The organism is Streptomyces sp. NPDC005151, from assembly GCF_053599875.1.
Genome location: NZ_JBSFYR010000069.1, coordinates 15,483 through 41,570 on the forward strand (window position 1 = coordinate 15,483; position 26,088 = coordinate 41,570).

25 protein-coding genes are annotated in these 26,088 nt (G+C 70.8%); 6 read left to right on the forward strand and 19 right to left on the reverse strand.

What is annotated here, in order from left to right; genetic code table 11:
* Positions 1 to 31: 31 nt before the first annotated feature.
* The 16 genes from hypE to ACWD6R_RS29085 form a co-directional block, all read right to left on the reverse strand.
* Entirely contained in the window at positions 32 to 1,087 is a 1,056-nt protein-coding gene (gene hypE, locus ACWD6R_RS29010; protein ID WP_451821421.1) for a hydrogenase expression/formation protein HypE, read from the reverse strand.
* A 55-nt stretch (positions 1,088 to 1,142) separates the two neighbouring features.
* A complete protein-coding gene (gene hypD / locus ACWD6R_RS29015; RefSeq protein ID WP_451821397.1) occupies positions 1,143 to 2,267 on the reverse strand; it encodes a hydrogenase formation protein HypD in 1,125 nt (374 codons plus the stop codon).
* Positions 2,264 to 2,584 (reverse strand): HypC/HybG/HupF family hydrogenase formation chaperone, encoded by a 321-nt coding sequence (locus ACWD6R_RS29020; RefSeq protein ID WP_451821398.1) that lies wholly within the window; start codon positions 2,582 to 2,584, stop codon positions 2,264 to 2,266. The genes hypD and ACWD6R_RS29020 overlap by 4 nt, the downstream gene beginning before the upstream one ends.
* Positions 2,585 to 2,632: 48 nt before the next feature.
* Complete coding sequence (gene hypF / locus ACWD6R_RS29025; protein ID WP_451821399.1) at positions 2,633 to 5,038, reverse strand: carbamoyltransferase HypF; 2,406 nt, start codon at positions 5,036 to 5,038, stop codon at positions 2,633 to 2,635.
* Entirely contained in the window at positions 5,035 to 5,973 is a 939-nt protein-coding gene (gene hypB, locus ACWD6R_RS29030) for a hydrogenase nickel incorporation protein HypB (protein ID WP_451821400.1), read from the reverse strand. The genes hypF and hypB overlap by 4 nt, the downstream gene beginning before the upstream one ends.
* A 3-nt stretch (positions 5,974 to 5,976) precedes the next feature.
* Positions 5,977 to 6,369: a hydrogenase maturation nickel metallochaperone HypA gene (gene hypA / locus ACWD6R_RS29035; RefSeq protein ID WP_451821401.1), complete on the reverse strand. Its 393-nt coding sequence runs from the start codon at positions 6,367 to 6,369 to the stop codon at positions 5,977 to 5,979.
* A gap of 129 nt (positions 6,370 to 6,498) precedes the next feature.
* Positions 6,499 to 6,603 (reverse strand): DUF6893 family small protein, encoded by a 105-nt coding sequence (locus tag ACWD6R_RS29040; protein WP_393308664.1) that lies wholly within the window; start codon positions 6,601 to 6,603, stop codon positions 6,499 to 6,501.
* A 19-nt stretch (positions 6,604 to 6,622) separates the two neighbouring features.
* Positions 6,623 to 7,171, reverse strand: a complete 549-nt coding sequence (locus tag ACWD6R_RS29045) for a hydrogenase maturation protease (RefSeq protein ID WP_451821402.1) — start codon at positions 7,169 to 7,171, stop codon at positions 6,623 to 6,625.
* Positions 7,168 to 8,616: a hypothetical protein gene (locus ACWD6R_RS29050; protein WP_451821403.1), complete on the reverse strand. Its 1,449-nt coding sequence runs from the start codon at positions 8,614 to 8,616 to the stop codon at positions 7,168 to 7,170. The genes ACWD6R_RS29045 and ACWD6R_RS29050 overlap by 4 nt, the downstream gene beginning before the upstream one ends.
* On the reverse strand, positions 8,613 to 9,323 hold the full coding sequence (locus ACWD6R_RS29055; RefSeq protein WP_451821404.1) for a DUF6084 family protein: 711 nt from the start codon (positions 9,321 to 9,323) through the stop codon (positions 8,613 to 8,615). Before ACWD6R_RS29055 ends, ACWD6R_RS29050 begins: the two co-directional genes overlap by 4 nt.
* Positions 9,320 to 9,991, reverse strand: coding sequence for a DUF5947 family protein (locus tag ACWD6R_RS29060; RefSeq protein WP_451821405.1), 672 nt, complete (start codon positions 9,989 to 9,991; stop codon positions 9,320 to 9,322). The genes ACWD6R_RS29055 and ACWD6R_RS29060 overlap by 4 nt, the downstream gene beginning before the upstream one ends.
* Positions 9,988 to 10,602 carry a hypothetical protein gene (locus ACWD6R_RS29065; RefSeq protein ID WP_451821406.1) on the reverse strand — a complete coding sequence of 205 codons (615 nt, stop codon included), beginning with the start codon at positions 10,600 to 10,602 and terminating at the stop codon, positions 9,988 to 9,990. Before ACWD6R_RS29065 ends, ACWD6R_RS29060 begins: the two co-directional genes overlap by 4 nt.
* Positions 10,599 to 12,383, reverse strand: coding sequence for a nickel-dependent hydrogenase large subunit (locus tag ACWD6R_RS29070; protein WP_451821407.1), 1,785 nt, complete (start codon positions 12,381 to 12,383; stop codon positions 10,599 to 10,601). Before ACWD6R_RS29070 ends, ACWD6R_RS29065 begins: the two co-directional genes overlap by 4 nt.
* A gap of 111 nt (positions 12,384 to 12,494) precedes the next feature.
* On the reverse strand, positions 12,495 to 13,580 hold the full coding sequence (locus ACWD6R_RS29075) for an NADH-quinone oxidoreductase subunit B family protein (RefSeq protein WP_451821408.1): 1,086 nt from the start codon (positions 13,578 to 13,580) through the stop codon (positions 12,495 to 12,497).
* A gap of 59 nt (positions 13,581 to 13,639) precedes the next feature.
* Positions 13,640 to 15,424 carry an enoyl-CoA hydratase-related protein gene (locus ACWD6R_RS29080; RefSeq protein ID WP_451821409.1) on the reverse strand — a complete coding sequence of 595 codons (1,785 nt, stop codon included), beginning with the start codon at positions 15,422 to 15,424 and terminating at the stop codon, positions 13,640 to 13,642.
* A 402-nt stretch (positions 15,425 to 15,826) separates the two neighbouring features.
* Positions 15,827 to 16,351, reverse strand: coding sequence for a DoxX family protein (locus ACWD6R_RS29085; RefSeq protein WP_451821410.1), 525 nt, complete (start codon positions 16,349 to 16,351; stop codon positions 15,827 to 15,829).
* A gap of 206 nt (positions 16,352 to 16,557) precedes the next feature.
* Here ACWD6R_RS29085 and ACWD6R_RS29090 point away from each other — a divergent pair, with 206 nt between their 5' ends.
* Positions 16,558 to 18,573: an FAD-dependent oxidoreductase gene (locus ACWD6R_RS29090; protein WP_451821411.1), complete on the forward strand. Its 2,016-nt coding sequence runs from the start codon at positions 16,558 to 16,560 to the stop codon at positions 18,571 to 18,573.
* A gap of 28 nt (positions 18,574 to 18,601) precedes the next feature.
* Positions 18,602 to 19,156, forward strand: a complete 555-nt coding sequence (locus ACWD6R_RS29095) for a PadR family transcriptional regulator (protein ID WP_451821412.1) — start codon at positions 18,602 to 18,604, stop codon at positions 19,154 to 19,156.
* A gap of 40 nt (positions 19,157 to 19,196) precedes the next feature.
* On the opposite strand, the gene ACWD6R_RS29100 is transcribed toward ACWD6R_RS29095, so the two are convergent.
* The gene (locus ACWD6R_RS29100) at positions 19,197 to 20,162 is read right to left on the reverse strand and encodes a hypothetical protein (protein ID WP_451821413.1); all 966 of its coding nucleotides are present in this window, start codon (positions 20,160 to 20,162) and stop codon (positions 19,197 to 19,199) included.
* A complete protein-coding gene (locus tag ACWD6R_RS29105) occupies positions 20,159 to 21,025 on the reverse strand; it encodes a phosphatase PAP2 family protein (RefSeq protein WP_451821414.1) in 867 nt (288 codons plus the stop codon). The genes ACWD6R_RS29100 and ACWD6R_RS29105 overlap by 4 nt, the downstream gene beginning before the upstream one ends.
* A 162-nt stretch (positions 21,026 to 21,187) precedes the next feature.
* Between ACWD6R_RS29105 and ACWD6R_RS29110 the strand changes: the two genes are divergently transcribed.
* The 4 genes from ACWD6R_RS29110 (at position 21,188) to ACWD6R_RS29125 (ending at position 25,000) form a co-directional block, all read left to right on the forward strand.
* Complete coding sequence (locus ACWD6R_RS29110; RefSeq protein WP_451821415.1) at positions 21,188 to 21,817, forward strand: TetR/AcrR family transcriptional regulator; 630 nt, start codon at positions 21,188 to 21,190, stop codon at positions 21,815 to 21,817.
* Between the two features lie 195 nt (positions 21,818 to 22,012).
* Positions 22,013 to 22,789, forward strand: a complete 777-nt coding sequence (locus ACWD6R_RS29115; protein ID WP_451821416.1) for an SDR family oxidoreductase — start codon at positions 22,013 to 22,015, stop codon at positions 22,787 to 22,789.
* 301 nt (positions 22,790 to 23,090) lie between these two features.
* Positions 23,091 to 24,104 carry an SPFH domain-containing protein gene (locus ACWD6R_RS29120; RefSeq protein WP_451821417.1) on the forward strand — a complete coding sequence of 338 codons (1,014 nt, stop codon included), beginning with the start codon at positions 23,091 to 23,093 and terminating at the stop codon, positions 24,102 to 24,104.
* Positions 24,101 to 25,000: a hypothetical protein gene (locus ACWD6R_RS29125; protein WP_451821418.1), complete on the forward strand. Its 900-nt coding sequence runs from the start codon at positions 24,101 to 24,103 to the stop codon at positions 24,998 to 25,000. Before ACWD6R_RS29120 ends, ACWD6R_RS29125 begins: the two co-directional genes overlap by 4 nt.
* Before the next feature lie 625 nt (positions 25,001 to 25,625).
* Here the strand turns inward: ACWD6R_RS29125 and ACWD6R_RS29130 are convergent.
* Positions 25,626 to 25,928, reverse strand: coding sequence for a hypothetical protein (locus ACWD6R_RS29130; RefSeq protein ID WP_451821419.1), 303 nt, complete (start codon positions 25,926 to 25,928; stop codon positions 25,626 to 25,628).
* Positions 25,929 to 26,088 lie beyond the last annotated feature (160 nt).

Below are 26,088 nucleotides of genomic sequence, written 5' to 3' on the forward strand. Positions count from 1 at the left end.
ATCCGCGCGAGCGGTCCGCAGGACCGTCGGATCAGCAGATCCGGGGCAGCTGCTCCCCGATCGGCAGGTCGACCACGCGCGTCCCGCCGAGCCCGGTGCGGGCCACGACCATGCCGGGATGCGCCTCCACGGCCTCGCCGATCACGGTCGCCTCCGCTCCCAGCGGATGCGCCCGCATCGCCTCCAGAACGGCTTCGGCATGCTCACGGGGGACGAACGCGACGAGTTTGCCCTCGTTGGCCACGTACATCGGGTCCAGGCCCAGGACGGCGCAGGCGTTGGCCACGGCCGGCGGGACCGGAACGTTGCGCTCCTGAATGACGACACCGGTGCCCGATGCCACCGCGATCTCATTGAGTGCCGCGGCCAGTCCGCCACGTGTGGGATCGCGCAGGACATGGAGGTCGGGGGTGACCGCGAGCATGGTCTCCACCAGCCCGCCCAGGGCCGCGCAGTCGCTCTCGATCTCCACGCCGAACTCGAGGCCCTCGCGCACACTCATGATCGCCACGCCGTGCACGCCGATCGCACCGCTCGCGATCACGACGTCGCCCGGGACCACTCGCTGGGGACGCAGATCGACGTCGGCCGGGACGAGGCCGATCCCGGCGGTGTTGATGAAGATGCCGTCGCCATGACCGGCGTCCACGACCTTGGTGTCGCCGGTCGCCACCTCGACGCCCGCCGCGCGCGCGGCTGCGCCCAGCGCGTTGGCCACGCGTGCGACGACCGAGAGCTCGACGCCCTCCTCCAGAATGAAACCGCAGGAGAGGTAGGCGGCCCTGGCACCGCTCATGGCCAGGTCGTTGACCGTGCCGTTGACCGCGAGGTCGCCGATGCTGCCGCCGGGGAAGAACAGCGGCCGCACGACGTACGAGTCCGTGGAGAAGGCCAGCCGGGCGCCGCCCAGCGACACCACGGCGGAGTCGGCCAGTTGCGCGAGCACGTCACCCCCGTAGGCGGGCGCGAAGACGTGCTGGACCAGTTCGGCCGAGAGTGCGCCGCCACCGCCGTGGCCCATCACCACCCGCGGCAGGTCGCGCAGCGGGGCGGGGCAGGTCCACGCCGTGAGGTCGAGTACGGGCACCTCGCCGGGGACGCCCGCGGTCGCGGTGACGACGGTGTTCAGTGCTTCGGTGGTCTCAGGCAACGGGGCTCGTCTCCCTGGGTGCGGTCCTGATGTCCAGGCGCCGGTAGAGGTAGTACGCGGCGCAGGCGCCCTCGCTGGAGACCATGGTGGCCCCGAGCGGGTTGCGCGGGGTGCAGGTGGTGCCGAACGCCTCGCACTCGTGGGGCTTCAGCAGTCCTTGCAGGACCTCACCGCTGCGGCATTCGGCGGGCTCCTTGGTGTCGATGCCGGTGACGGAGAAGCGGTACTCGGCGTCGTAGTCCCGGTAGCGGGTGGAGAGCCGCCAGCCGCTGTCGGGGATGGTGCCGATGCCGCGCCAGGCGCGGTCGGTGACTTCGAAGACGTCCTCCAGCATGGTGAGCGCCGCGGGGTTCCCGTCCGGGTGCACAGCGCGCGGGTACGCGTTTTCCACGGTGTGCTCATCGCGCTCCAGCTGCAGGACGGTCCGCCGTACGCCTTCGAGGATGTCCAGCGGCTCGAAACCGGTGACCACAATGGGGACCTGGAACCGTTCGGCCAGTTCCGGGTACTCCCGCATGCCCATCACGCTGCACACGTGGCCGGCGGCGAGGAACCCCTGCACCCGGCAGCTCGGCGACTGCATGATCGCCTCGATGGCCGGGGGGACCCGCACATGGGACACCAGCAGGCTGAAGTTCGGGATGCCGAGCCTGCGCGCCTGATACACCGTCATGGCATTGGGCGGTGCGGTGGTCTCGAATCCGATCCCGAAGAAGACCACCTCACGGTCGGGGTTCTGCTGGGCGACCTTCAGGGCATCGAGCGGCGAGTACACGATCCGCACGTCGCCGCCCTCGCTGCGGACCCGGAACAGGTCACGGCCGGTTCCGGGGACCCGGAGCATGTCCCCGAACGAGCAGAAGATCACCTCGGGGCGGGAGGCGATCTCCAGTGCCTTGTCGATGACCTCCAGCGGTGTGACGCAGACGGGGCAGCCCGGACCATGGATCAGTTCGACCTGGTCCGGCAGGAGTTGGTCGATGCCGTGCCGGATGATGGTGTGCGTCTGTCCGCCGCAGACCTCCATCAGCGCCCACGGACGGGTCACGATGGAGTGGATGTCGTCGAGCAGCCGACGCGCCAGGTCCGGGTTCTGGAACTCTTCGATGTACTTCACTGCCGAACCTCCTGCGGCGCCTCGGCGCCACCGGTCGGGGACGTCCCGCCGGCCTCCGCGGCCAGTTCCCACGGATCTCCGAACTCTTCCTGGAGCAGACCGAGTTCGGCGAATAGGTCGAGCGTCTTCCGTGCCGACTCCTCGTCGAGTCGCTGCAGGGCGAACCCCACATGGACGATGGCGTACTCACCGACCTGGAGGTCCGGCAGATATTCCAGGCACACTTCCTTGACCACACCACCGAAGTCGACGGTGGCCATCCGGGTACCGTCACGTTCCTCGATGTCCATCACTCTGCCGGGTACCGCCAGGCACATGGCTGCTCCTTGCTGTGGGGGCGTTGCCCGGCTCTGCCGGGCAGGACGTCAGTCGGCGGCGCTCGTGTGCGCCGCTCCGGTGCGGGCGGCCACCATGAGCTGGCCGAGCGCCAGTCCGCCGTCGTTCGGGGGGACCTCCCGGTGGCGCAGGACGGTGAAGTCGTTCTCGCTCAGCGTCCTGGCACACAGGGAGGAGAGAAGGGTGTTGGCGAACACGCCGCCGGTCAGGGCGACTTCGTGCAGGCTGTGCTGTTCGCGGGCCGAGGTGCACACTTGGAGCACGAGGTCCGCGACGGCCCCGTGGAAGCGTGCGGCGACAAGCGTCGGCGCCGTACCGGCGCGCACGTCGTCGACGACGGCTGCCAGTATCGGCGACGGGTCCATGATCAACCGCTGCCCGTCGGCCGTGCCCGCCGGGCGCAGCGCGAAGCCGTAACCGGGTCCGAGGTCCGCGGCGGCGCCGACCGCGGCGGCCTCCAGTTCGACGGCGGCCTGGGCTTCGTACCCAGCCCGGTGGCAGACGCCCGCCAGCGAGGAGACGGCGTCGAACAGCCGGCCCATGCTGGAGGTGGGGACGCAGTTGAGGTTTCGCTCCAACTGCCGAAGCAGCACGCGTCGTTCGTCCGGCGGGCAGGCTGCCGTGCAGGGCAGGTCGTCCGTCGGGCCGATGCCTGCCGCGTACAGATGAGCGAGCGCCATCCGGTAGGGCCGGTGCACGGCAGCGTCGCCGCCGGGCAGCGGAACGTACGCGAGGTGCGCGAAGCGGTGGTACGTCTCGTAGTCGGCCAGCATGATCTCGCCGCCCCACACCGCGCCGTCGTCCCCGTAACCGGTGCCGTCGAACGCGACGCCGATCACTCGGCGGCTGCCGTCCCTTCCGTGCTCGGCCATCGCGGCCGCGATATGCGCGTGGTGGTGCTGTACGCGGACGACCGGCCGGCCGTCGGCCCGGCGCAGGGCCCACTGGCCGGTGCGATAGCGGGGATGCCGGTCGGTGGCCAGGATGCCGGGCCGCACTCCGGTGATGGTCTCCACGTGCTGTTCGGCGCGTTCGAAGGCGTGCTGGGTGGCGAGGTCGTCCATGTCGCCGACATGGGCGGACAGCCAGGCCCTGTGTTCCTCGGCGAGGCAGAAGGTGTTCTTCAGGTCGCCGCCGGTGGCGAGGGTCGCCGGTACCGGGTGCGGCAGGGCGAGCGGCAGCGGGGCGTAGCCACGTGAGCGCCGTACGATCAGCCGCTCCCCGTCGCAGACACGCACGACGGAGTCGTCGCACGGCACATGGATCGGGCGGTCGTGCGTGAGCCAGGCGTCGGCGAGGTGGGCCAGTCGCTCCAGCGCCTCGTCGTCGTCCGTGACGATCGGTTCACCGGCCACGTTGCCGCTGGTCATGACCAGAAGGCGCGGTCCCGGCGGGTCACCGGGCAGGCCCAGCAGGAGGTGGTTCAGCGGGGTGTACGGGAGCATGACCCCGAGGTCGGGGCTGCCCGGGGCAACCGCGTCGGAAGGCCACGGGGTGCCGGGGCCCGGGCGGGCGTCGGTGCGGCGTCGCAGCAGGACGACGGGCCGGACAGCGCCGATGAGCAGGGCCCGCTCCTCGCCGCCCACCTGCACGAGGTGCGCGATGTCGTCGATACCGCGGGCCATCATGGCGAACGGCTTGTCGCCGCGGGCCTTGCGGCGGCGCAGCAGGCACACCGCGGCGGAATTCTCGGCATCGCACGCGAGGTGGTAGCCGCCGAGCCCCTTGATCGCGAGGACAGCGCCGTCGGACAGCAGGCGGCGGGCCTCCGCGACCGGGTCGCGTCCGGTTGCGGGCTGTGCGGGCAGTGCGCGGTCCGGCTGCCCGACGAGCAGTCGCAGCCGGGGGCCGCAGTCGGGGCAGGCGACCGGCTGTGCGTGGAAGCGCCGGTCAGCGGGGTCGGCGTACTCGCGGGCGCAGTCGGCGCACATCGGGAAGCGGGCCATGGTCGTGTGCGCGCGGTCGTACGGCACTCCGGTGACGATGGTGAAGCGGGGCCCACAGTGCGTACAGGTGATGAAGGGGTGGCGGTGGCGCCGGTCGGCCGGATCGGCCAGTTCGGTGAGGCAGTCGGCGCAGGTGGCCACGTCCGGGGAGACCAGTGTGCGGGCCGGTCCGCCGGTCCTGGAGTCCTCGATGCTGAAGCGGGATCCGCCGGCGGCGGGGACTTCCCTGTGGTCGACGGAGTCCACCAGGGCGAGCGGTGGGGCGTCCGCCGCGATCCGGTCGCAGAACAGGGCCACGGCGGCGGGGGCGCCCTCGACCTCGGCGACGACGCCTTCGGTGGTGTTGGTGACGTGTCCGGCCAGCCCGAGCCCGGTGGCGCGGGCGTACAGGTAGGGCCGGAAGCCCACGCCCTGCACGACGCCGCGGACCACGACCCGCCTCCGTTGCACGGCTCCGGCGACGGCGGTCCCGGGCTGTGGGGTCGTCACGGGCGCTGCTGCGCCGCGGAGGCGGGTGCTGTCGTCACCACGAGCGGCTCGTCGGGGTGCGCGTGGGCGTGCGGGCCGGTGTGCGGGTGATCGTGGGTTCCGAGGTCCGGATGCGTGTGCGTATGCACGCCGGTATGGGTGTGGGTGTGGGTGTGCTGGCCGTCGTGCGTACCGTGGTCGTGGTGGGTGTGCCCGCCGTCGTGGGTGTGCCCGCCGTCGTGGGTGTGCGTGTGCGGTTGGTACGGGTGCTGCCGGGCCATCACCGGTGTGTGGACCGGGGCGCCTTCCCCGGCGGCCAGGGCCCGGTCGAGCAGCGTGCCCACCCCCTCACCGCGGCGGGCGGCGGTGAGCACCACGTCCACACCGGGGTTGACCTGCTGGACATGGGCACGGAATGCAGCCTCGTCGAATCCGACGGCCTGCGCGATGTCGGTCTTGGTGACCACGACGAGCTGGGCCAGTCCGAACGCGGTGGGGTACTTCAGCGGCTTGTCCTCGCCTTCCGTCACGGAGGCGAGGACGACCCTGAGCGTCTCCCCGAGGTCGTACGAGGCGGGGCAGACCAGGTTGCCGACGTTCTCGACGAAGAGGATCCGGGTCCCGTCGGGCAGCCAGTCGTCGATGTGACGGGCCAGCATCCCGGCCTCCAGATGGCAGAGTCCGTCGGTCAGCACCTGTTTGACCGGGGCTCCGGACCGGGCCAGGCGGACCGCGTCGTTCTCGGTGGCGAGGTCGGCGGTGAGCGCGGCGACCGGCACTCCCCTCTCCCGGGCCCGGCCGAGTTCGCGTTCCAGCAGTTCGGTCTTGCCGCTGCCGGGGCTGGAGAGCAGGTTGACGACGGTGGTGCCGCGCGCCGTGAGCCCGGCTCGCAGGCTGTGCGCCGTCGCGTCGTTCTTGGCGAGTACCGCCTGCTGCAGGTCGACTTCACGGCACATCGTTCAGCGCTCCTGAGAGATCGGTTCGCGGGTGTGTTCGTGTTCGGGTCCGTCCTGCCAGTGCACGCTGACGATCTGCAGCTCGCGCCCCGACAGGAGTTCGGCGGTCGGCTCGCCGCAGGCCGGACAGCACAGCCGGGGTGGCATGCCGACCGCCCATTCGTCCGCGCAGGGCTCGCACCGCGCGCGGGCCGCCACGGGTTCGACGACGAGTTCGGCGCCTTCCAGAACGGTCCCGGCGCAGGCGAGTCCGAAGCAGAAGGACAGGGCGTCGGGAACGACTCCGGCCAGTTCGCCGACCTGGAGCCGGACGGTCCCGACCGAGGCGGCTCCGCCTGCCTGAGCCGCCTCCTCCACCTGGTCGACGACGGCCATGGCGATCGACATCTCGTGCATTGCATCTCCGTCCTGCCGTGCGTCATTACAGCGGCGGGTGACGGGGGCCGGCGGACCGGCTCGCCGGTACCCGTACGGCACATACACCATTCGGTGCAGCCAGGGGCCGGGACCGGTCGGCGGGCGCCGTCACATGCAGCGCATCCGCAGATAGCGCTTGACGTCGGGCAGGATCTGCGCGGCGAGGGCGACGAGAGCGGCGGCGGTCAGGCCGCAGATGAGGGTCTTCTTCATGGGGGTGGGTTCCTTCTGCTCAGTTCATGGCGGGACCGGCCGCCGTCCGCTGGGCGGCGGCCCCGTGGTCTTCTTCCTGTACGAGGTCCAGGACCATCCGTACGGCCTGTGGCACTGCTGCGGCCACGGGAGCGCTCAGCCCGATCCCTTCGTCGACGTTGTCGGGTTCGCAGCCGACGACGAGCGTGCGCCTCGGCGGTACGGCTCCGGTGCCCGCGCACAGGGTGCCGAGCAGTGCCAGGACGGCGTCGGGGGACATCCGGTGGCCGTCGAGCAGTGCGTTCTGCGGCTCGACGGCGCCGGGTTCGTCGGCCTCGATCAGGTACAGGGTTCCGGGGACGCCGCCGCGCTCGGTGGCGTCGATCAGGACGAGCGTGTCGTATCCGTCGAGGAGCTGGTAGGCGAGGTGGACGCCCCGTACGCCGATGTCGACCACCTCGAGGTGGCCCGGGAGACGGTGCGAGGACAGTGCGTGCACCGCCTCGACGCCGAAGCCGTCGTCGCCGAGGAAGATGTTCCCGATCCCGGCGACCAGGGTTCTCGGACGTTCCTGCGCGGGGGCGTTCACGCATCCTCCAGGGGGGCGATCTCGTCCGGCTGGAAGTACAGGAAGCGCCCCTGCTCACGGCGGATGTCCGCGCCCGGGTCGCCTTCGACGGTGACCGCGAGGTGCACGCCGCCGTCGACGTCGTGGAGCACTGCTTCGACCTGTGCGCTGCGGCCCTTGAGGAACAGGTCCTGGGCGTCTGTGCGCCGCAGTCCCGGTCGCAGAAGGACGCGGCTGCCCACGCCCACGGACCGGCCGTCCACCAGGATCCGGTCTCGGGCCGGGTCGGCGGTGTCGTCGCCCGCGGGGTCCCACCACGGGGTGTCGGGGCGGAGCACGCCGCGGGCGTCGATGAGGTCGGCGCCGTCCGGGAGGGGGTCCTGGGTGGCGGGCGGGGACGGGTCGGGTCCGGTGATCTCGCGCAGGGCCCGCACCGCGCCGTGCAGCCGCTCCAGGACCTCAGGGGGCATCGATTCGGCCAGGTCGACGACCGCGGCCGCCCGGGCGTCGGTGCCGCGGGCCTCGCGCTTCTCCTGGTCGGTCAGGGCTGCCGTGCGCAGGGCGAGGATCTCGTCGATCTCGGTGGCGTCGTACAGCGCTCCGGGGCTCTCGGGGGCGATGGCCGGATGGTCCTCCAGGATGATCGGGGACGACAGCATCAGGTCCGCGCGCCCGGGTTCCCCTGCGAGCACCGGCCAGGTGTGCAGGTTGCGGCAGGCCGCGACCGCGCCCTTCGCCCACTCGGGCGGGTCCGTCATCGACAGGAACGAGCCCGCGCTGAGCCCCATCAGGAGGTGGGCGGCGACCAGCGACCGTGGGAGCGCGGCGTCCCGGTCGGCCTCGGCGGAGGCGGGCGTCCAGGTGCTGGTGTTCTCGACCACGGCGGTGAGCCGCACGACCCGGTAGGGGCCGTCGAGTTCGCGGGCGGACAGCCGCACCACACCGCTGATCTCCTCGCAGCGGCGGACCAGGCGTCCCACCGTCCGCCCGTCCGCGTCCAGGACGGGTTCGGTCTCCTCGCGGGCGGGCCTGGTGAAGGGGACGGTGACACCGTCCCCGGCCAGTTCGGCGACGTCCACGACCACTTCGACGCGTTCCTCGGCGCCCTCGTCCCAGGGGACCAGCACCCGGTCGGCGAGGTCGAGTTCAGCCACGTCCTCGAACGTGCCGTCGTCGCGGGCCTGTTGCACCGTGCGCCGCCGGGCGTGCAGAAACCGTGCTTCGACGGCGAGCGTCGCGCCGGGCTTGGGCTCCATCAGGCACTCGGTGTGCTGGAAGTCGTGCTCCTCGCGGTCGGCGCCCCAGCTGGACGGCACGAGCACCCCGAACTGCCAGCGGAGCCGGTTCTTGGCCGCGGAGGCCCGGTACGGGTAGAGCACATAGCCCTCGAAGAGGACGGTGTCGGCCACCTGCCGTGCGGTGGCGAACCGGGACTCGAGTGCGGGCGTGAGGAGGGATGAGGTCACGGCGCCGTCCTCTCGGTGACGCGGGGCAGTACGGCCCGGTGCACCGGGCGCTCAGGGGACTGCCCGGGTGGAGTACCTGCGGCTCCGGCCAGGTCGATCAGGGCCCGGAGGGTCGCCTCCCAGGACGGCAGGGCCTGCCGCGAGCGGAAGGCGAGCAGCGCGTTCATGGTGTCGCGCGGCAGCCGGATCCAGCCGCAGCCCGGGAAGTGCTGCTCGATCATGTCCTTCCAGACCGCCACCGGCATCCGGAAGGGCGCCTCGCGGTCCCAGGGAATCGGCTCGACGTGGAAGCCGCCGTCCCCGGTGAAGGCGGTGCCGGAGAAGAGCAGGAGGAGTGGCGCCTCGCCGTCCTGGAGTGCGTCGAAGTACCGGGTCGCGGCGATGTCCAGGTCGTAGGTGCAGGGCACGACGAGGTCCACCTCGGTCTCCGTGGTGAAGGACGGCACCATGAGGGAGATCTGGGCGAACTGCAGGGGCTGGAGCGTGTTTCCCCAGCGTGAGCGGTCGCCGAAGAGGTCGTGCAGTCCGTCCGCCTCGCCCTGCTCGTAGCCCCGCCGGGCCGGTTCGATACGGATCTGGCAACGCAGCGCGAGGGCGTGCACCCGGGCTTCTCCGGACGCGGTGATGCGCAGCCGGAAGACCAGCGTGGGGCCCGCCGTGTACGGGTCGGCGCGGACTCCGGTGCAGGTGAAGGCGAATTCCGTCACCGCGGGTGCCCCTTCTCCTGGGTCCGGGCGCGTGCCTCGACGTGTGTGAAGAACGCCTGGAGGTCGGCTCTCGCCTCGGCGCCGCCGTCGAAGCCCTGCCACAGCAGGCGCATGCGTCCCACCAGCTCGTAACAGATGTCGATCGGTACGAGGTAGCACTCGGCCCGGCCCTCCGTGCGACGCATCAGCAGTGCCTCGACGTCGGGTTCGAGGAGGGCGGCGAGGCGACTGGCGCCGAGCACGGTCTGCCAGGTCTCCGGGTCGAGTTCGCTCTCGGTCGCTCCGGCCGGACTCGGGTAGAGCGCGACCAGCCGGTCCAGCGCCGCGTTGCGGAAGAAGAACGCGACGCCGACCGGGATCTGCAGCAGCTCCCACGCACCGTCGTCGAGACGGTGGTCCGCATCGGACAGATAGCGGTCCGGGACCGTTCTGAAGCGTCCGTGGGCTGCGCCGGGCCGCTCGAACAGCAGGGCGCACGGGGTGCACGCACAGGCCAGCGCACGGTTCTCGGTGTCCACGAGATGCCGATGACCGCCCTCGGTCACGGGCACGCCGCACAGCTCGCACCGCTCCTGCCGGGGTTCCGGCGGCGCGGCGAATCTGCGCAGGCCTCGGGCGCGGGCAACGGTCGCCGGGCGACGCTCGGCCCTGGTCGGGGGGGCGTTCACGGTGCCTTCGCGGCAACGGCCGCCCCGGCTCCGGCAGTTCCGGCCGGCGGGCGGGTGGCGATCTGGAGCAGGGGTGGCTCCCGGTCGATGGTCACCGACTCCATCACCACCTGCTCCACTTCCGGTACGAAGCAGGCCAGCGCGTCCTCGACGCTGCGCTGCGTCGCCGCGCCCGTGCTCGGGCAGCCGCAGCCACCGCCGTCACTTGCCCCGGCCGAGGAGCGCAGCCGCAGGATGCCGGTCTCCTCGTCGAAGCCGACGACCTCGACGGGGTCGCGTACGGAGTCCAGGGCGCGCGCGATACGCGTGCCGATGTCGTCCGGGTGCAGGTCGTGCAGGGCCAGCAGGCTCGACACGAGTTCGTCGTCGAGCAGCGCGGCGAGCGGTCCGTCGCCGGTTCCGCGGTCTGCGGGGGCGCCGAGGCGGCCGACGATCCGGGCCAGGCCGGCGCCGTAGAAGTCCATCAGGACCCGCACCAACTCCTCTGCTGCGGCGCACACTTCCTGGTCGCCGATGATGCTCAGGCGATCGATCAGGTCCTCGACCCGCTGCCCGGCCTCCACGGCGTCGAGGGCCCTCGGCGGTGCGACGACCGTCGCTGCGGCGCTCATCCGGCCAGTCCGCTCAGCCCGGTGGGCACATGCATCTGCTTGACGGTCTTGCCGCCGCCCACGTACATGTGGACGCCGCACGGCAGGCAGGGGTCGAAGCTGCGGACGGTCCGCATGATGTCGATGCCCTTGAAGTTCTCCGGGGTGTTCTCCTCGAAGATCGGTGTGTTCTGCACCGCGTCCTCGTAGGGGCCGGGGGTGCCGAACGTGTCCCGGGTGCTGGCGTTCCACGGGGTGGGCGGGTAGGGGTGGTAGTTGGCGATCTTGCCGTCCCTGATCACCATGTGATGGGAGAGCACGCCGCGTACGGCCTCCGTGAAGCCGACGCCGATGCTCTCGTCCGGCACGTCGAACTTCTCCCAGGTCTGGGTGCGTCCGGCGCGGACCTCCTCAAGCCCCTTCTCGGCACAGTGCAGCGCGATCGCGGCGGCGTACGCCTGGAAGTAGGTGCGGGCGCGGTTGCGTTCCAGCGCGTTGCTCCACTTCGGGATCTTCCACTCGAAGGTGGTCTCGGGCTTGGTCATCGTGCGCGGCAGGTTGATGACGACGCTGTGACCGGTCGCCTTCACATAACCGACGTCGACGAGCCCGGACAGCGCGGTGGACCAGAGGCGGGCGATGGGGCCGCCACCGGTGTCCAGTGCCAGGTGGTCCTTGCCGTCGAACCAGCGGGGCGACATCACCCAGCTGTACTTGTCGTCGAAGTTCCGCTTCTGCGGGGCGGGGATCGTGTGCTGGTTCCACGGGTGGCGGGGGTCCACCGGGTTGCCCAGCGGGTCGTGGGTGACGAACTGTTCCTTGCCCTCCCAGTCGTCGTAGTACGAACTGCCGAGCAGGATCCGGATGCCGAGGTTGATCTCGGTGAGGTCGTTGGTGACCAGTTTGCCGTCCACGATCACGCCGGGGGTGACGAACATCTTCCGTCCCCAGTCGGTCATGTTGGCGTACGTGAAGTCGCAGTGTTCGGGGTCGTTGAGCGCTCCCCAGCAGCCGAGCAGCACCCGTCGGCGGCCGACCTCCTCGTACCCGGGCAGCGCCTCGTAGAAGAAGTCGAACAGGTCGTCGTGCAGGGGAACGACCCGCTTCATGAACTCCACGTACCGCATGAGACGGCTGAGGTAGTCCGTGAAGAGCTGGACGGACGCGACCGTTCCCACACCGCCCGGGTAGAGCGTGGAGGGGTGCACATGGCGCCCTTCCATCAGGCAGAACATCTCCCGCGTGTAGCGGCTCACTTGAAGAGCCTCGCGGTAGAACTCTCCCTCGATGGGGTTGAGGGAGCGCATGATGTCGGCGATCGTGCGGTAGCCGTGCTCCCCGGCGTGCGGCGCCTCGGTGCGCTCGGCGAGCTCCAGGACTCCGGGGTTGGTCTCGCGGACCATCTTCTCGCAGTAGTCGACCCCGACCAGGTTCTCCTGGAAGATGTTGTGGTCGAACATGTACTCCGCCGACTCGCCCAGGTTGATGATCCACTCACCGAGGTTCGGCGGCTTCACCCCGTAGGCCATGTTCTGCGTGTACACGGAACATGTGGCGTGGTTGTCGCCGCAGATCCCGCAGATGCGGCTGGTGATGAAGTGGGCGTCCCGGGGGTCCTTGCCCCGCATGAAGACGCTGTAGCCACGGAAGACCGACGAGGTGCTGTAGCACTCCGCGACCCGCTTCTGCTTGAAGTCGATCTTCGTGTGAATGCCGAGACTGCCTACGATCCGGGTGATCGGATCCCAGGCCATCTCGACGAGGCCACTGCCGTCGCCGGCCGCCTTCGTCGTGGGTGCCATTGTGTGTGCCATGACCCTTCTGGGGAGTGGGAGTTGATGGAGGAGGGAGCGGGGCGGAAACGGGACGGTCACCGATCGCGGGGTGCGGGCACCCGGCGGACGCCGCGCCTGTCACCGGGGCGATCGGTACCCGGTGGTCAGCTTGGAGCCCTTGTGACGCCACTTCGGTTCCTTGTCCACGGTCTTCGCCGTGATCGACCGGAGCCTGCGGATCACCGCCCCGTATGCTCCGCTGGCGGCGCTGGAGACCTTGCCTCCGGGCGGTTCGTCCATGAACGGCATGAACTTGTCGGGGAATCCGGGCATGGTGCAGGCGATACAGATACCGCCGACGTTCGGGCAGCCGCCGATGCCGTTCATCCAGCCGCGCTTGGGTACGTTGCACTTGACGACGGGACCCCAGCAGCCGAGCTTGACCAGGCATTTGGGCGAGTCGTACGTGGTGGCGAACTGGCCCTGCTCGTAGTAGCCGGCCCGGTCGCACCCCTCGTGCACGGTGGCTCCGAAGAGCCAGGCCGGGCGCAGCTTGTCGTCCAGCGGAATCATCGGCGCGGATCCCACCGCCTGGTAGAGCAGGTAGGTGAGGGTCTCCGAGAAGTTGTCCGGCTGGATCGGGCAGCCGGGCACGCACACGATCGGGATGCCGGCCTTCGAGGTCCAGTCCCAGCCCAGGTAGTCGGGTACGCCCATGGCACCGGTCGGGTTGCCGGCCATCGCATGGATGCCGCCGTAGGTGGCGCAGGTGCCGATGGCGACGACCGCCAGGGCCTTGGGCGCCAGCCGGTCGATCCACTCACTCGTGGTGATCGGCTGGCCGGTCTCGGGGTTGTCGCCGAAGCCGCACCAGTACCCCTCCTGCTTGATCGATTCGTTGGGGACGGACCCCTCGACGACCAGCACGAAGGGATCGATCTCGCCACGTTCGCCCTTGAAGAACCACTCGATGAAGGTGTCCGCACCGCCTACCGGACCGCTTTCGAAGTCGATCAGGGGCCAGTGGACCTGGATCTTGGGCAGCCCGGGCAGCACACCGAGCACGATCTCCTCGATGCTGGGCTGCATCGCCGCGGTCAACGACACCGAGTCGCCGTCACAGCTCAGCCCCGCATTGATCCAGAGGATGTGGATCGGGGACTCCTCGTCGGCGGCCGCACCGTCTGCCTGGGCGCCGACCGTGTTCGCTGTTGCTGCACCCATGGGGATGCCTCCTTGGAGAGCTCTGCGATGAATGCCCGCATTTCGGCGTTCATGTCCAGCTAACAGTCAGCCGGTCCGGGTGCGACGGCGAGCGCGGCCGTTGCGGTGACATGGCGGTCCCGGCCGGCGGAAGGATCCGCCGTGCGCGTGCCGGGAACGCCGGTGCCGAGGTGGTGCGGAGTCCGGGCCGGGGGTTCCTTGCGTACGAAGGCGCGGCGCAGCGAGTGGTAGGGCGCGTCCGGGTCGAAGAAGATGGACCGCATCGCGGCCAGTTCCTCCTGCCGGTGGACGGCCAGCGGCTTGACCGTCTCGTGGCGCTCCAGCGCCGGCTTCTTCCGGGCGATCCGGGCCTGTACGTCGGTCGACGAGGCCAGTCGGACGGCCAGTCGGAGGGCCTCGCCCGGGAAGTCCTGGGGCGGGCAGGCGACCGTCCGGTCCACCAGGCCGAGCCGTTCGGCGGCTTCGGCGCCGAGCGGCAGCGCTTCGTGGACGAGCCGTTCGGCGACGTCGGGGCCCACTCGGCGCGGCAGAGTGCGGGTCCAGTACTCCGAGCCGGACAGTCCCATCAGCCGGTAGTGCGGGTTGAGGACCGATCCCTTGCGGCACCAGACCTCGTCGGCAGCCAGGGCGAGCATTGCTCCTCCGGCGGCGGCGTTGCCGCCCACGGCGGCGATCACCAGCCGGTCGGTGGTGGTCAGCACGGCCTGCACCAGGTCGTTCATGGCGTTGATGTTGGCCCAGGACTCCTCGGCGGGGTCGGCCGCCGCCTCGATGACGCCCAGGTGGATGCCGTTGGAGAAGAAGTCCCGGCCGCCGCCCAGCACCAGGACCGAGGTGGGCCGGGAGCAGGCGGTCCGGTAGGCGTCCAGGAGGCGCGTGCAGTGCGTGGTGCTCATCGCCCCGCCGGGGAACGAGAACATGAGATGTCCGACGGCGCCGGTCTCCCCGTAGCGGATGTCGGTCCAGGTTCCGCGGCGCTCGGGTGCGCCCGGCGGGAGCGGGTCCTCGGGCAGCGGAGGCAATCGGTCGCCGAGCGCCAGGACGGCGGGGAGTTTGAGCGGGGCGGGCTCTCCCGGCCGCCGCCTGGCCCGCAGCTCCGGGATCCATACGGCGCCGTCCGGGGTCGCCCGGCAGACCGCGCCGACCCGCGTGGCGAGCAGCTCTCCGGGGCGGCCGCGCAGCCGGTCCTCGGGGTGTCCCCCGTGCAGGAACCACTCGCCGCCGAGCAGTTCGTCCAGTACACCGGGGTACGAGTCGGCTGCCCGCAGCTTGCGCAGCACGGTCTCCGTGGAGTCGGACCGCCAGTCGATCCGCCGGAGTTCCTGGCGGAAGTACGGCCGGGTGCCGCCCGTGGCCCGTGTGCAGTCCTGGGGCCGGGGTCTGTACGTCCCCGAGGCGAACCGGTCGACGGCGAGCAGCACGGCCGCCAGCGCCGCGTCGGAGACCTCGTTGCGGTACAGGTCGCTCTTGCCGACGCGTGGTACGGAGAACCCGACCGACGCCCAGACGTCTCCGGCGTCCATCTCCTCGTCGGCCTGCAGAACCGTCACTCCCCAACGGGTGACGCCCTCATGGATCGCCCAGTCGAGCGAGGACGGACCGCGGTCGCCGACAGGTCCCGGATGGACGATGAGGCACGTGTGCGCCGACCACACGTCCCGCGGGATGGCCGTCCTGAGCATCGGAGCCACCATCAGTTCGGGTGCGAACCGTCGGACCGCGTCCCGCAGATGGCCGTCGGAGAGCGCGAGTTCGACCGCCACGCTGTGGCCGCGGTCCCGCAGCTCGGCGTGGACGCGCTGAGTGAGGCTGTTGAACGCACTCGCGACGAGCAGGATGTGCACGGCGGACTCCCAGCGGTTCTGCGGCTCCCGGCCGGAGCAGGTCCGGCCGGCTGCAAGCCTCGGACACGCGGAACGGGCTCCGCGGGCGCCGGGGCGGCGGAGTCACTCGAAAGGGAACGTCCTGCGGCCACTCGACGGCCGGAACACGGGCCATGGGAGCGACAGCGCATCGGGGCCGGCCCGCTCGGCCCGTCGACTCAGAGCCTGTCGGGTGACCTTCGATCGGAAAGCGGACGCGGTCTGGTGCGTGCGATTCCAAGGCGCCGGAAGGCCCTCGGATGGGGTCTCCCCTGCTCGAACGAAGCTGAGAGCTTGGGGAAGGAGCTACTAGGGTATTTCGGCAACGCGGGAAGCGTGCGTGCCAGGGCGTGGCCGCCCGATCAGAGGTCACCCGACAGGCTCTCAGGTCTCGCCAGCGCCCCTGCTCTGCCGCCTGGCCCGCTTTCCGACCACTGCGGCGGCCGCGGAGGCGCTGCCCGCGAAGGCGAGCGCGACCATCCACGGCTGGTTGAACACATACCAGGTGACATGGTCGAGGGAGTAACGGCCGGGGCCGGCCAGTCCGATCGCTGCGGCAGTGAAACCGAGGAACGCCGGGTACTCGTACCCGCCGCGATACGCGAAGAAGCCCGCGGGCGCGTGCACGGCGACGGCGCCCGCCATGGCGCCCGCCGCCGCCGCACCGGCGGCGGGGGTGGCGAGGCCGAGGGCCAGCAGGGCACCGCCGCCCGCCTCGCCGAGTCCGGCGGCGACGGCGCTGTGCTTGGGCGGGTGGAAGCCCATGGCCTCCATGCTCGCGGTGGTTCCTTCGATGCCCTTGCCGCCGAACCAGCCGAACAGCTTCTGGGTGCCGTGCGCGGCCAGGACCGCGCCGGTGCCGACGCGCAGGACAAGAAGGCCGAGGTCACGCCGGTTGGCGCAGGTCATGGGGGCTCCGCGGGGTAGTGGGTGTGATCCGGGTTACGGATCCACTCTCCGCGCCCCGGCAGGTGGACGTACCCCGGTACTACTCCGTCCGGGGGATGGTGTCGGGTGGTCGGCCCGGTGCGACGAACGCCATTATGCAACTTGTTGCACAATGGCGTTCCGGTGGTCTACAACTGGCGCAACGACACTGCGCGAGGAGCCGCCGGATGACCCCGTACCCGAATCTGCTGAGCCCGCTCGACCTCGGGTTCACCACCCTTCCCAACCGGGTGCTGATGGGGTCGATGCATGTCGGCCTGGAAGAGGCCGAGCGCGGCTTCGAGCGGATGGCGGCGTTCTACGCCGCCCGCGCCCGCGGCGGAGTCGGGCTCATGGTCACCGGGGGCATCGCGCCGAACGACCGAGCCCGTCCCTATCCCGGCGGCGCCAAGCTGACCACCGAGGCGGAGGCCGAGCAGCACGCCCAGGTCACCGCCGCCGTGCATGCGGCGGGCGGCCGGATCGCGATGCAGATCCTCCACTTCGGCCGGTACGCGCACCATCCGGATCTGGTGGCGCCGAGCGCGATCCAGGCCCCGATCAGCCCCTTCACCCCGCACGCCCTGACGGACGACGAGGTCGAGGAAACCATCGAGGACTTCGTGCGGACCGCCGAGCTGGCACGGCAGGCAGGCTACGACGGTGTCGAGATCATGGGCTCCGAGGGCTATCTGATCAATGAGTTCATAGCCACCGGGACCAACCACCGCACCGACCGCTGGGGCGGCTCGTACGAGAACCGCATCCGGTTCCCCGTGGAGATCGTGCGACGGGTCCGCGAGCGGGTCGGCAGCGACTTCATCCTGATCTACCGGCTCTCGATGCTGGACCTGGTGCCTGGCGGCTCCTCGCTGCAGGAGGTCGTGCAGCTCGCCCGGGAGATCGAGGCGGCCGGGGCCACGATCATCAACACCGGAATCGGCTGGCACGAGGCCCGCATCCCCACCATCGCGACGTCCGTGCCGCGCGGTGCGTACACCTGGGTCACCGAGAAGGTGCGCGGGGCCGTCTCCGTACCGCTGGTGACCAGCAACCGCATCAACACCCCCGAGGTCGCCGAGGAGATCCTCGCTTCGGGGCGGGCGGACATGGTGTCCATGGCCCGGCCGTTCCTCGCCGACCCGGACTTCGTCGCCAAGGCGAGCGCGGGGCGTGCCGACGCGATCAACACCTGCATCGGCTGCAACCAGGCGTGCCTCGACCACACGTTCAGCGGAAAGATCACCTCCTGTCTGGTCAATCCGCGCGCCTGCCACGAGACCGAACTCACGTTGTCGCCGACCCGGACCCGTAAGCGCGTCGTGGTCGTCGGCGCGGGTCCCGCCGGGCTCGCGTGCGCCGTATCGGCGTCCGAGCGCGGGCACGAGGTGACGCTCTTCGACGCGGCCGACGAGATCGGCGGCCAGCTGAATGTGGCGCGCCGGATCCCCGGCAAGGAGGAGTTCGACGAGACGCTGCGCTACTTCCGCACCCGGCTCGCGGAGCAGCAGGTCGAGCTCCGGCTCGGTACGAAGGCGACGCCGGACACGCTCGACGGCTTCGACGAGATCGTCCTCGCCACCGGCGTCACACCCCGCTCCCCCGCGATCCCGGGCCTGGACCACCCCAGCGTGGTCAGCTACCTCGACGTCCTGCGCGACGGGGCGCCCGTCGGACAGCGGGTCGCGATCATCGGTGCGGGCGGGATCGGCTTCGACGTCGCCGAATTCCTGACGGACGGCGGCGATGCGGCGAGCCTCGACCCGGCGGTGTTCTTCCGGCACTGGGGGGTCGACACCGCGTACCAGGAGCGTGGCGGCCTGCGTCTCCCCGAGCGCCCGAAGCCGCCGCGCACCGTACATCTCCTGCAGCGCAGGACGAGCAAGGTGGGCGCGGGGCTGGGCAGGACGACCGGCTGGATCCACCGCACGGAACTGCGGCACCGAGGCGTCACGATGATCGCGGGCGCCACGTACGACCGCATCGACGACGACGGTCTGCACCTGACGGTCGACGGCGAGCAGCACCTCCTGCCGGTGGACACGGTGGTGCTCTGCGCAGGTCAGGAGCCACGGCGCGAACTGTACGAGGAGCTGATCGCCGCGGGCCGTACGCCGCACCTGATCGGCGGCGCCGACGTCGCCGCCGAACTGGACGCCAAGCGGGCCATCCGCCAGGGAACGGAGCTCGCGGCAGCCCTGTGACGCCCGGGCCGTCCCTAGGATGCTCTCCATGTCACTCCCGCACGCGATCCTCACCGCCCTGCTCGAAAAGCCGTCGTCGGGGCTGGAGCTGACCCGCAGGTTCGACCGGTCGATCGGCTACTTCTGGTCGTCCACGCACCAGCAGATCTATCGCGAGCTGGGAAAGCTGGAGCAGGCCGGGCAGATCCGGGCCCTGCCGTCGGTACAGCCGGCCCGTGGGCAGAAGAAGGAGTACGAGGTCCTGCCCTCCGGCCGCGCGGCACTGTCCGCGTGGGTGGCGCTCCGCGAGGACCCGAAGCAGATCCGCGATCCGCTGCTGCTGCGGATGCGCGCGGCGGCGGTGGTCGGCGCACCGGGCCTGGACGCGGAACTACGCCGCCACCTGGAGCTGCACCGGAAGCAGCTGGCCGAGTATCTGGCGATCGAGGAGCGGGACTTCCCGCCGGAGCGGAACTCGGAGGAGGACCGGCTGCGGCATCTCGTACTCCGCGGCGGCATCGATCTGGAGAACTTCTGGATCGGCTGGCTTACACGCGCTCTGGACGGGATCCCGGCCACCGGGTCGGGCCCGTCGGCGGGGTAGGGGATCTCCGCCCATGTCCTTGGGGTCATGGGGGAGGCCGTTATGGCCCGCCGACCGGCGTCCTGCCGAGTTCCGGTCGCAGCGTCAGCTGGTCCGTCGTGCGGGGGCTGCCGATCACGACCCGAGACGGCACACTCGGCGCCGGCTCCGCCTCGATCCTGGCCCGGTACGCCGACGGCGTCGTCCCGTCCTGCGCCCGGCTGAGCAGAATGACTCCCCGCACCGCCGCCGCCGACCCCAGCAGCGCAGGGACCAGCGCGATCGTCCCACCCTGGAGGCGTTCGCCGAGCAGCGCCAGACCTATCGCCGCGGCGGCAACGGGATTGGCGAGGGTCACGACCGCGAGCGGCGCGCCGAGACCACCCTGGTAAGCGGTCTGCGAGAGCAGCAGGCCCCCCATCGCGAAGGCCGAGACGAGCAGCGCCACTGTCACCAGGCGCCAGCTGAAGAGCGGGCCCGTGTGGTCCGTGACCGCCACCGTCAGTGTCTGGGTGAGCGCCGAGGCGACGCCCGACGTGATGCCGGATGCCGCAGCGTGCCTCAGTCCGGGGCGGGCCCCCGGCCGGCTGAGTCCGGCAACGACCGCCATGGTCGCCGCACCGACCGCAAGCGCCTCGACCAGGCTCAGCGTCTCGTGCGGTGCGGAGCCGCCCGCCGTCAGCAGCAGGGCGCCCAGGCCGAGCAGGGTGAGGACCGTGCCGCGCCATTCGGTCCCGGTCACCCGGCGCCCGGCGGCGCGCGCACCCAGCGGTACGGCGGCGACCAGCGTCAGCGCGCCGAGCGGCTGGACGAGGGTGAGGGGCCCGTACTTCAGCGCCACGACATGCAGCAGCGCGCCACCGGCGTTGAGTCCGACCGCCGACCACCACGCCCCGCGCCCGAGCATCCGGAGCACTCCGGTGCCCGGATCGGTGCGTCCGGCGAGCCGGGCCTGAGCCACCGCCGCCGAGGCGTACGCGGCGGCGGAGACCAGGGAGAGGGCGACGGCGATCAGCGTGGCGTTCATGGCCGGCCCCCGGACGACGAGGCGTACGCCTGGGAGGCGGCCGGGTCGGGAACACGGGACACCGGCAGCGCGGTACGGGCGGGCGCGGGCTCGCCCCCTGCACCGGAAGGCCACGGCAGATGCCCTCGGACCGGCTCCGTCCGCTGGAGCCGCAGCGTCGCGAGCGCTACGGCGAGCAGCGCGCTGACGACGATCGAGTCGAGCCAGTAGTGGTTGGCGGTGCCGACTATCACCAGCAGGGTGACGAGCGGGTGCAGCAGCCACAGCCAGCGCCACCGCGAACGCGTCGCGACGATCAGTCCGACGGCGACCATCAGCGCCCAGCCGAAGTGCAGCGAGGGCATCGCGGCGAACTGGTTCGCCATCGAGTCGGTCGCCGGAGTGTCTCCGTACACCGTCGGCCCGTACACCTGGCCGGTGTCGACGAGTCCGGCGGCGTCCAGCATCCGCGGCGGGGCGAGCGGGAACAGCAGGTGGAGTGCGAGAGCGGCACCGGTGAGCACGGCGAGGATCCGGCGCGACCATACGTAGTGGCGCGGGCGGCGCCAGTACAGCCAGGCCAGGAAGAGCAGCGTGGCCGGGAAGTGCACGGTCGCGTAGTAGGTGTTCGCGACGCGGATCAGCGTCTCGCTGTGCAGCAGCGCGCCCTGCACGGCGCCCTCGCTCGGCAGATGCACCGCGCGTTCGAAGTCCCAGACGTGTCCGGCGTTGCGGTACGCCTCCTCGACGTGACCGTTCGCGGCCTGCCGGCCGAACTTGTAGACCACGAAGAGCCCTACGACGAGAAGGAGCTCGCGGACGAGAGGCGGTCGGGCAGAAGTGTCCGGCTCCCCATCTGCGGGCTCGCTACGGGCGTACGTCACCCGGTGCCCCTTTGCTGACGAAGCAGTGTTACCGCGGCATGGTCCAGTCCATGCCGCATCGATACGCCAGTGTACCGATACGTTGGCGTATCGGTACACGCGCGTTTCGGTACACTGGCGTATCGGAAGACCTCGTCGCACAGCCGCAGAGAGGGAAAGCACATGTCGTCGCACGATTCCGTGCAGGAACAGGCCCGCACCTCGCGTCGCTCGAAGATCACGCCGGAGCGGGCGCAAGAGTTCTACACGGCCGTGCTCGAGATGCTCAGGGAGAGCGGATACGAATCGCTCACCATGGAGGGGGTCGCCTCCCGCACCCGGTGCGGGAAGTCCACGCTCTACCGGCAGTGGGGCTCCAAGCCGGAGCTGGTCGTCGCGGCGCTGCACAGCACCCAGCGAATGCTGCTCTCGCACATCGACACGGGCTCGCTCGCCGGTGACCTGCGTTTGGCGGCCCAGGCCATCAGCGCGGGTTCCGGACGGGACACCCCACTGCTGCACGCACTCAGCCATGCCGCACTGCAGAGCCCGGAGCTGCTCTGCGCGCTGCGCGAGGCACTGGTCCTGCCGGAGATCGCAGCGATCGACGTCATGGTCCGGCGGGCCATGGAGCGTGGCGAGATCCCCATGGACAACCCCGCGGCGGAGTTCGTCTCCGCGCAGCTGCTGGGCGTGGTGCGGGCCAGGCCCCTGCTGGAGGCGAAGATCGCGGATGAGGCATATCTCACCCGCTTCGTGGAGAGCGCCATTTTCCCCGCACTGGGACTGGATCCGGCCGACACCGGGTCCTGATGAACGTGGGCCGTCGTCCGAGCGGATGACGAGGGCCCGCCTGCGCCGCACCGTGGGGACGGGGGCGGCGCACCGTCCGGCCGGCCGGTGGCTTCTCCGGGAGTCACCGGCCGCCCGCGCTCACCGGCTAGTCCACAAAACAAACGATTGGTAGATTCATTTCGGCGACGAGTTCGGCACCAGCGGAGGCGGACCATGGACATCGGCAGTCCCATCGACTTCACCGGGCGAACGGCAATCGTCACCGGTGGCACGAAGGGCATCGGCGCCGCGATCGCCGAGGCATTCCTCTCCGCAGGCGCGGAGGTGCTGGTCTGCGGGCGCAATGAACCGTCGGAGCTGCCGGCTGCCGGTGGGCGGACCGCTCGCTTCCGGTCGGTCGATGTCCGCGACCCGGCGGCGTCCGCCGCACTCGTCGACGCCGCGGTGGAGCGGTACGGACGGCTGGATGTGCTCGTCAACAATGCGGGCGGCTCCCCCGACGCCGACGCGGCGACCGCGTCGCCGCGGTTCGTCGAGAAGGTCGTCGCGCTGAATCTGCTGGCGCCGTTCTATGTGGCGCAGGCGGCGAACCGGGTCATGCAGCGACAGGACGGCGGCGGCTCGGTGATCAACATCGGCAGTGTCTCCGCACACACCCCGCAGCCGGGCACCGCCGCCTACTCGGCGGCGAAGGCGGGGCTGCTGGCACTGACCCGGGCACTGGCCCTGGAATGGGCACCGAAGGTGCGCGTCAACCACATCACGACCGGACTGATCCGCACCGAGAGCGCGGCGTCGGCGTACGGCGAGGACGGGGGTGCGGCGGTGGCGGATGTCATTCCGATGCGGCGGATGGCGGTGCCGGACGATGTCGCGCGCGCCTGTCTGTACCTGGCCGGCGATCTCGCGGCGTATGTCAACGGCGCCGATCTGGCGGTGCACGGCGGCGGCGAGGTGCCGGCCCGGTTCCTCGCCGCGAAGGGCCGGTAGCGGGAGGGGCTCAGGGGGTGGCCCCGACCGGGCCGCCCCCTCCTCCGTCCTGCGCGTTGCCCGATCTCCATCCCGCCTGCTTTCAAGAGGGGCTCGTCGACAGCCGCCGGGCGGCCGCCGTGGCTGAGCCCCCAGAGGCGGACGGTGTATACGACGCGGACGCAACATTGATGACGGAACGTCAGGAGATCGATACGACTGCGGCGCGGCACCGACCACCGGCGGGCGAGCGTTCTCGTCCCCTTGACGATATTAACCGAACCCCTTATCGTCTCCATGACGACAATGAGGGGGTTTCGACATGGCCGACATCACCAAACGGTTCGGCTGGCGCCATCTGCGCTCCGCACCCACCGCCCACATCCGCCACCATGACCGCGGCCGGCTCACGCACGACGGACCGGGACTGAGCTTCTGGTACCGGTCGCTGCACGCCGCACTCTCCGAAGTACCGGTCAACGACCGCGAGTTGGCGATGGCTTTCCACGCACGCACGTCCGACTTCCAGGACGTCACCGTGCAGGCCACCGTGACGTACCGGATCAGCGACCCCGCCGATGCTGCCGCCCGGCTCGACTTCTCCGTCGACCCCGACACCGGCGTCTGGCGCGGTGCGCCGTTGGAGCAGATCGCCACCCTCCTCACCGAGACCGCGCAGCAGCACACCCTCGACGTGCTGGCCCGCACCCCGCTGGCCGGCGCGCTGGTCGACGGGGTCGCGGCGGTACGGGAACGGGTCGCCGAGGGGCTGGCCGCCGAGCCCCGGCTGCCCGCCACCGGCATCGATGTGGTGGCGGTGCGCGTGGTCGCGATCCGCCCCGAGGCAGAGGTGGAGCGCGCGCTGCGCACCCCGGCCCGGGAGCAGATCCAGCAGGAGGCCGACCGGGCGACGTACGAACGCCGGGCGGTGGCCGTCGAGCGCGAGCGGACCATCGCGGAGAACGAACTGGCCAGCCAGATCGAACTCGTGCGCCGTGAGGAGCAGTTGGTCAAGCAGCGCGGTACCAACAGCCGGCGCGAGGCGGAGGAGAACGCGGCAGCCGACGGGGTACGCGCAGAGGCCGAGGCGGCGCGCAAGGTGCGGCTCGCCCGCGCCGAGGCAGAGGCCGCACGCGAGGTCGGTGCCGCGCGCGCCGAGTCGCAGGCGGCCTGGCTGCGGGTGCACGGCGAAGTGAACGCCTCGACGCTGCACGCCCTGGCCGCCACCCGGCTCGCCGAGAACCTGCCGCGCATCGACAGCCTCACGCTCTCCCCCGATGTCCTCACCGACCTGCTCGCCAAGCTCGGCCGGCCCGGCCCGGAGACACGCGCGTGAGCCTCGCCCCGCGCGCGGTGCTCGTGCACCGCACCACCGAGTACGAGGAGTTGCTCGCCCGGCACGGCACACACGGCCAGGCCGCGTTCTTCCTGTCCACCCGCGGCCGCTCCATCGAGGAGGTGGCGCGGCGGCACGAGCGGACGCAGCAGGCTCTCGCCGATGTGGCGGCGGCCGTACCGCTCCAGTGGCGCCAGTCGCGGGTCGAGCGCGCGGATCTCGACCGCTTCCTCTTCGGTCCGGAGGACGTGGTGGTCGTGGTCGGACAGGACGGGCTGGTCGCCAACGTCGCCAAATATCTCTCCGGCCAGCCCGTCGTGGGCATCGACACCGATCCCGGACGCAACCCGGGGGTACTGGTGCGCCACCGCCCGGGCGATGTGGCCGCCCAGTTCCGGGCGGCCGCATCGCCCGGCAGGTCAACGGACGATCTCACCATGGTCGAGGCCGTGGCCGACGACACCCAGCGCCTCCTCGCCCTCAATGAGATCTACCTGGGCCCGCCCGGCCACCAGACGGCGCGATACCGTCTCGGCCCCGACGCCCCGGACTCCCCCGCCGAACCACAGGCATCCTCCGGGGTCCTGGTCGGCACCGGCACCGGCTCCACGGGCTGGCTGCGCTCGCTGTGGCAGGAGCGCAGGAGCGCACTGTCGCTGCCGCGTCCGACCGACCCCCGGCTGGTTTGGTTCGTACGTGAAGCGTGGCCTTCGCCCACGACCGGCACCTCGCTGGTGGCGGGCGAACTGAGGCGGGAACAGCGGCTGCGGCTCACGGTCGAGTCGGACCGGATGGTGGTCTTCGGTGACGGAATGGAGTCCGACGCACTTGAATTGACGTGCGGTCAGACGGTGCGGCTCGGCATCGCGGCGACCTCGCTGCGGCTGACGGTCTGAGCACGCACCATCCACTCGGCACCCGCCCATGGCGCCGCGAGCCGTTGACAGTGACTACGTTCAGTAGCGGCCCCCGCTGAGGCTCCTTCGAACTCCTCCCGGTGCTCGGCGGTCGGCGGTCGGCGGTCGGTGGTCGGCGGTCGGCGGTCGGCGGTCGGCGGTCGGCGGTCGGCGGTCGGCGGTCGGCGGTCGGCCAGAGAACCACTGATGGCAGGCGGGTCGTTCGCCGGGTGAGGCGCCGGGTCACGAGCGTGGTGGCAGCCGCGATGCGTGGGCCACGAGGAACAGGAACAGTCCGCAGGCGGCGACCAGGATCCAGCCCGGACGGGATGCGTGTGCCACGCCCTCTTCAAGATACCGATTCATCCGGGTGCTCAGATGACGTGCGGCCACGGGCCCGTCGCAAGAGGTGCCTCGCCAGCAACATCACCCAGACCACCAGAAGGAGCGCCGCGACAACCCTCAACCAGGGGGCAGTGCCGCTACTGGCTGCTGTCCACCCATAGAACACGATGCTCAAGCACATCCCACCCGGGCCATCGAAGAACTCGTCCCTCGGATTTCGTGACATCCCCACCCCCCTCCTACTCTCCCAAGTCTCCGCCCGCGCCACTCCTGGCCCTACTCAGGATCCGTCCCATATCCCCAGACGCTTGAGTCGGCGCTGCCGGAGGCGCTCTGACACCGCCGTGAGGGCGAAGACAAGGCCCAGAGCCAGCCCGAAGATCACAGCGAACAGAGGGTCGTCGGGTTCCTCCTCACGCGACAGCATCAAGAAGAAGACCGTGAAGGGAACGGCCACGCAGAGACCGGTGCCGATCGGGTGTCGGGCCACCCATTTCTGGATTCGAGTCGGCCGCCGCTGCCCACCCAGGGCTCGATCCCAGGTCCAGAAGGCATCGCCCAGAGACCGCCGCCGGTTCGCCATGGCAGAAGCATATGGCAGCCGATCAGCGGCCCTCCCCCGGCGGGGGGCTTGTGGTCAAGCCGCGGTGAATCGTTCCGGGTTTGACCGAGGCTCGATCTCTTGGAAGGATCGGGATCGTTATGTCGAAGCCATACCCGAAGGAAGTCCGTGAACGGGCCGT

Excerpts from the sequence above, each read along its gene's own strand:
- ACWD6R_RS29020 (WP_451821398.1), bottom strand. The coding sequence starts at position 2,584 with ATGTGCCTGGCGGTACCCGGCAGAGTGATGGACATCGAGGAACGTGAC.
- hypB (WP_451821400.1), bottom strand. The coding sequence starts at position 5,973 with ATGTGCCGTGAAGTCGACCTGCAGCAGGCGGTACTCGCCAAGAACGAC.
- hypA (WP_451821401.1), bottom strand. The coding sequence starts at position 6,369 with ATGCACGAGATGTCGATCGCCATGGCCGTCGTCGACCAGGTGGAGGAG.
- ACWD6R_RS29040 (WP_393308664.1), bottom strand. The coding sequence starts at position 6,603 with ATGAAGAAGACCCTCATCTGCGGCCTGACCGCCGCCGCTCTCGTCGCC.
- ACWD6R_RS29065 (WP_451821406.1), bottom strand. The coding sequence starts at position 10,602 with ATGAGCGCCGCAGCGACGGTCGTCGCACCGCCGAGGGCCCTCGACGCC.
- ACWD6R_RS29070 (WP_451821407.1), bottom strand. The coding sequence starts at position 12,383 with ATGGCACCCACGACGAAGGCGGCCGGCGACGGCAGTGGCCTCGTCGAG.
- ACWD6R_RS29075 (WP_451821408.1), bottom strand. The coding sequence starts at position 13,580 with ATGGGTGCAGCAACAGCGAACACGGTCGGCGCCCAGGCAGACGGTGCG.
- ACWD6R_RS29085 (WP_451821410.1), bottom strand. The coding sequence starts at position 16,351 with ATGACCTGCGCCAACCGGCGTGACCTCGGCCTTCTTGTCCTGCGCGTC.
- ACWD6R_RS29090 (WP_451821411.1), top strand. The coding sequence starts at position 16,558 with ATGACCCCGTACCCGAATCTGCTGAGCCCGCTCGACCTCGGGTTCACC.
- ACWD6R_RS29095 (WP_451821412.1), top strand. The coding sequence starts at position 18,602 with ATGTCACTCCCGCACGCGATCCTCACCGCCCTGCTCGAAAAGCCGTCG.
- ACWD6R_RS29100 (WP_451821413.1), bottom strand. The coding sequence starts at position 20,162 with ATGAACGCCACGCTGATCGCCGTCGCCCTCTCCCTGGTCTCCGCCGCC.
- ACWD6R_RS29110 (WP_451821415.1), top strand. The coding sequence starts at position 21,188 with ATGTCGTCGCACGATTCCGTGCAGGAACAGGCCCGCACCTCGCGTCGC.
- ACWD6R_RS29115 (WP_451821416.1), top strand. The coding sequence starts at position 22,013 with ATGGACATCGGCAGTCCCATCGACTTCACCGGGCGAACGGCAATCGTC.
- ACWD6R_RS29120 (WP_451821417.1), top strand. The coding sequence starts at position 23,091 with ATGGCCGACATCACCAAACGGTTCGGCTGGCGCCATCTGCGCTCCGCA.
- ACWD6R_RS29130 (WP_451821419.1), bottom strand. The coding sequence starts at position 25,928 with ATGGCGAACCGGCGGCGGTCTCTGGGCGATGCCTTCTGGACCTGGGAT.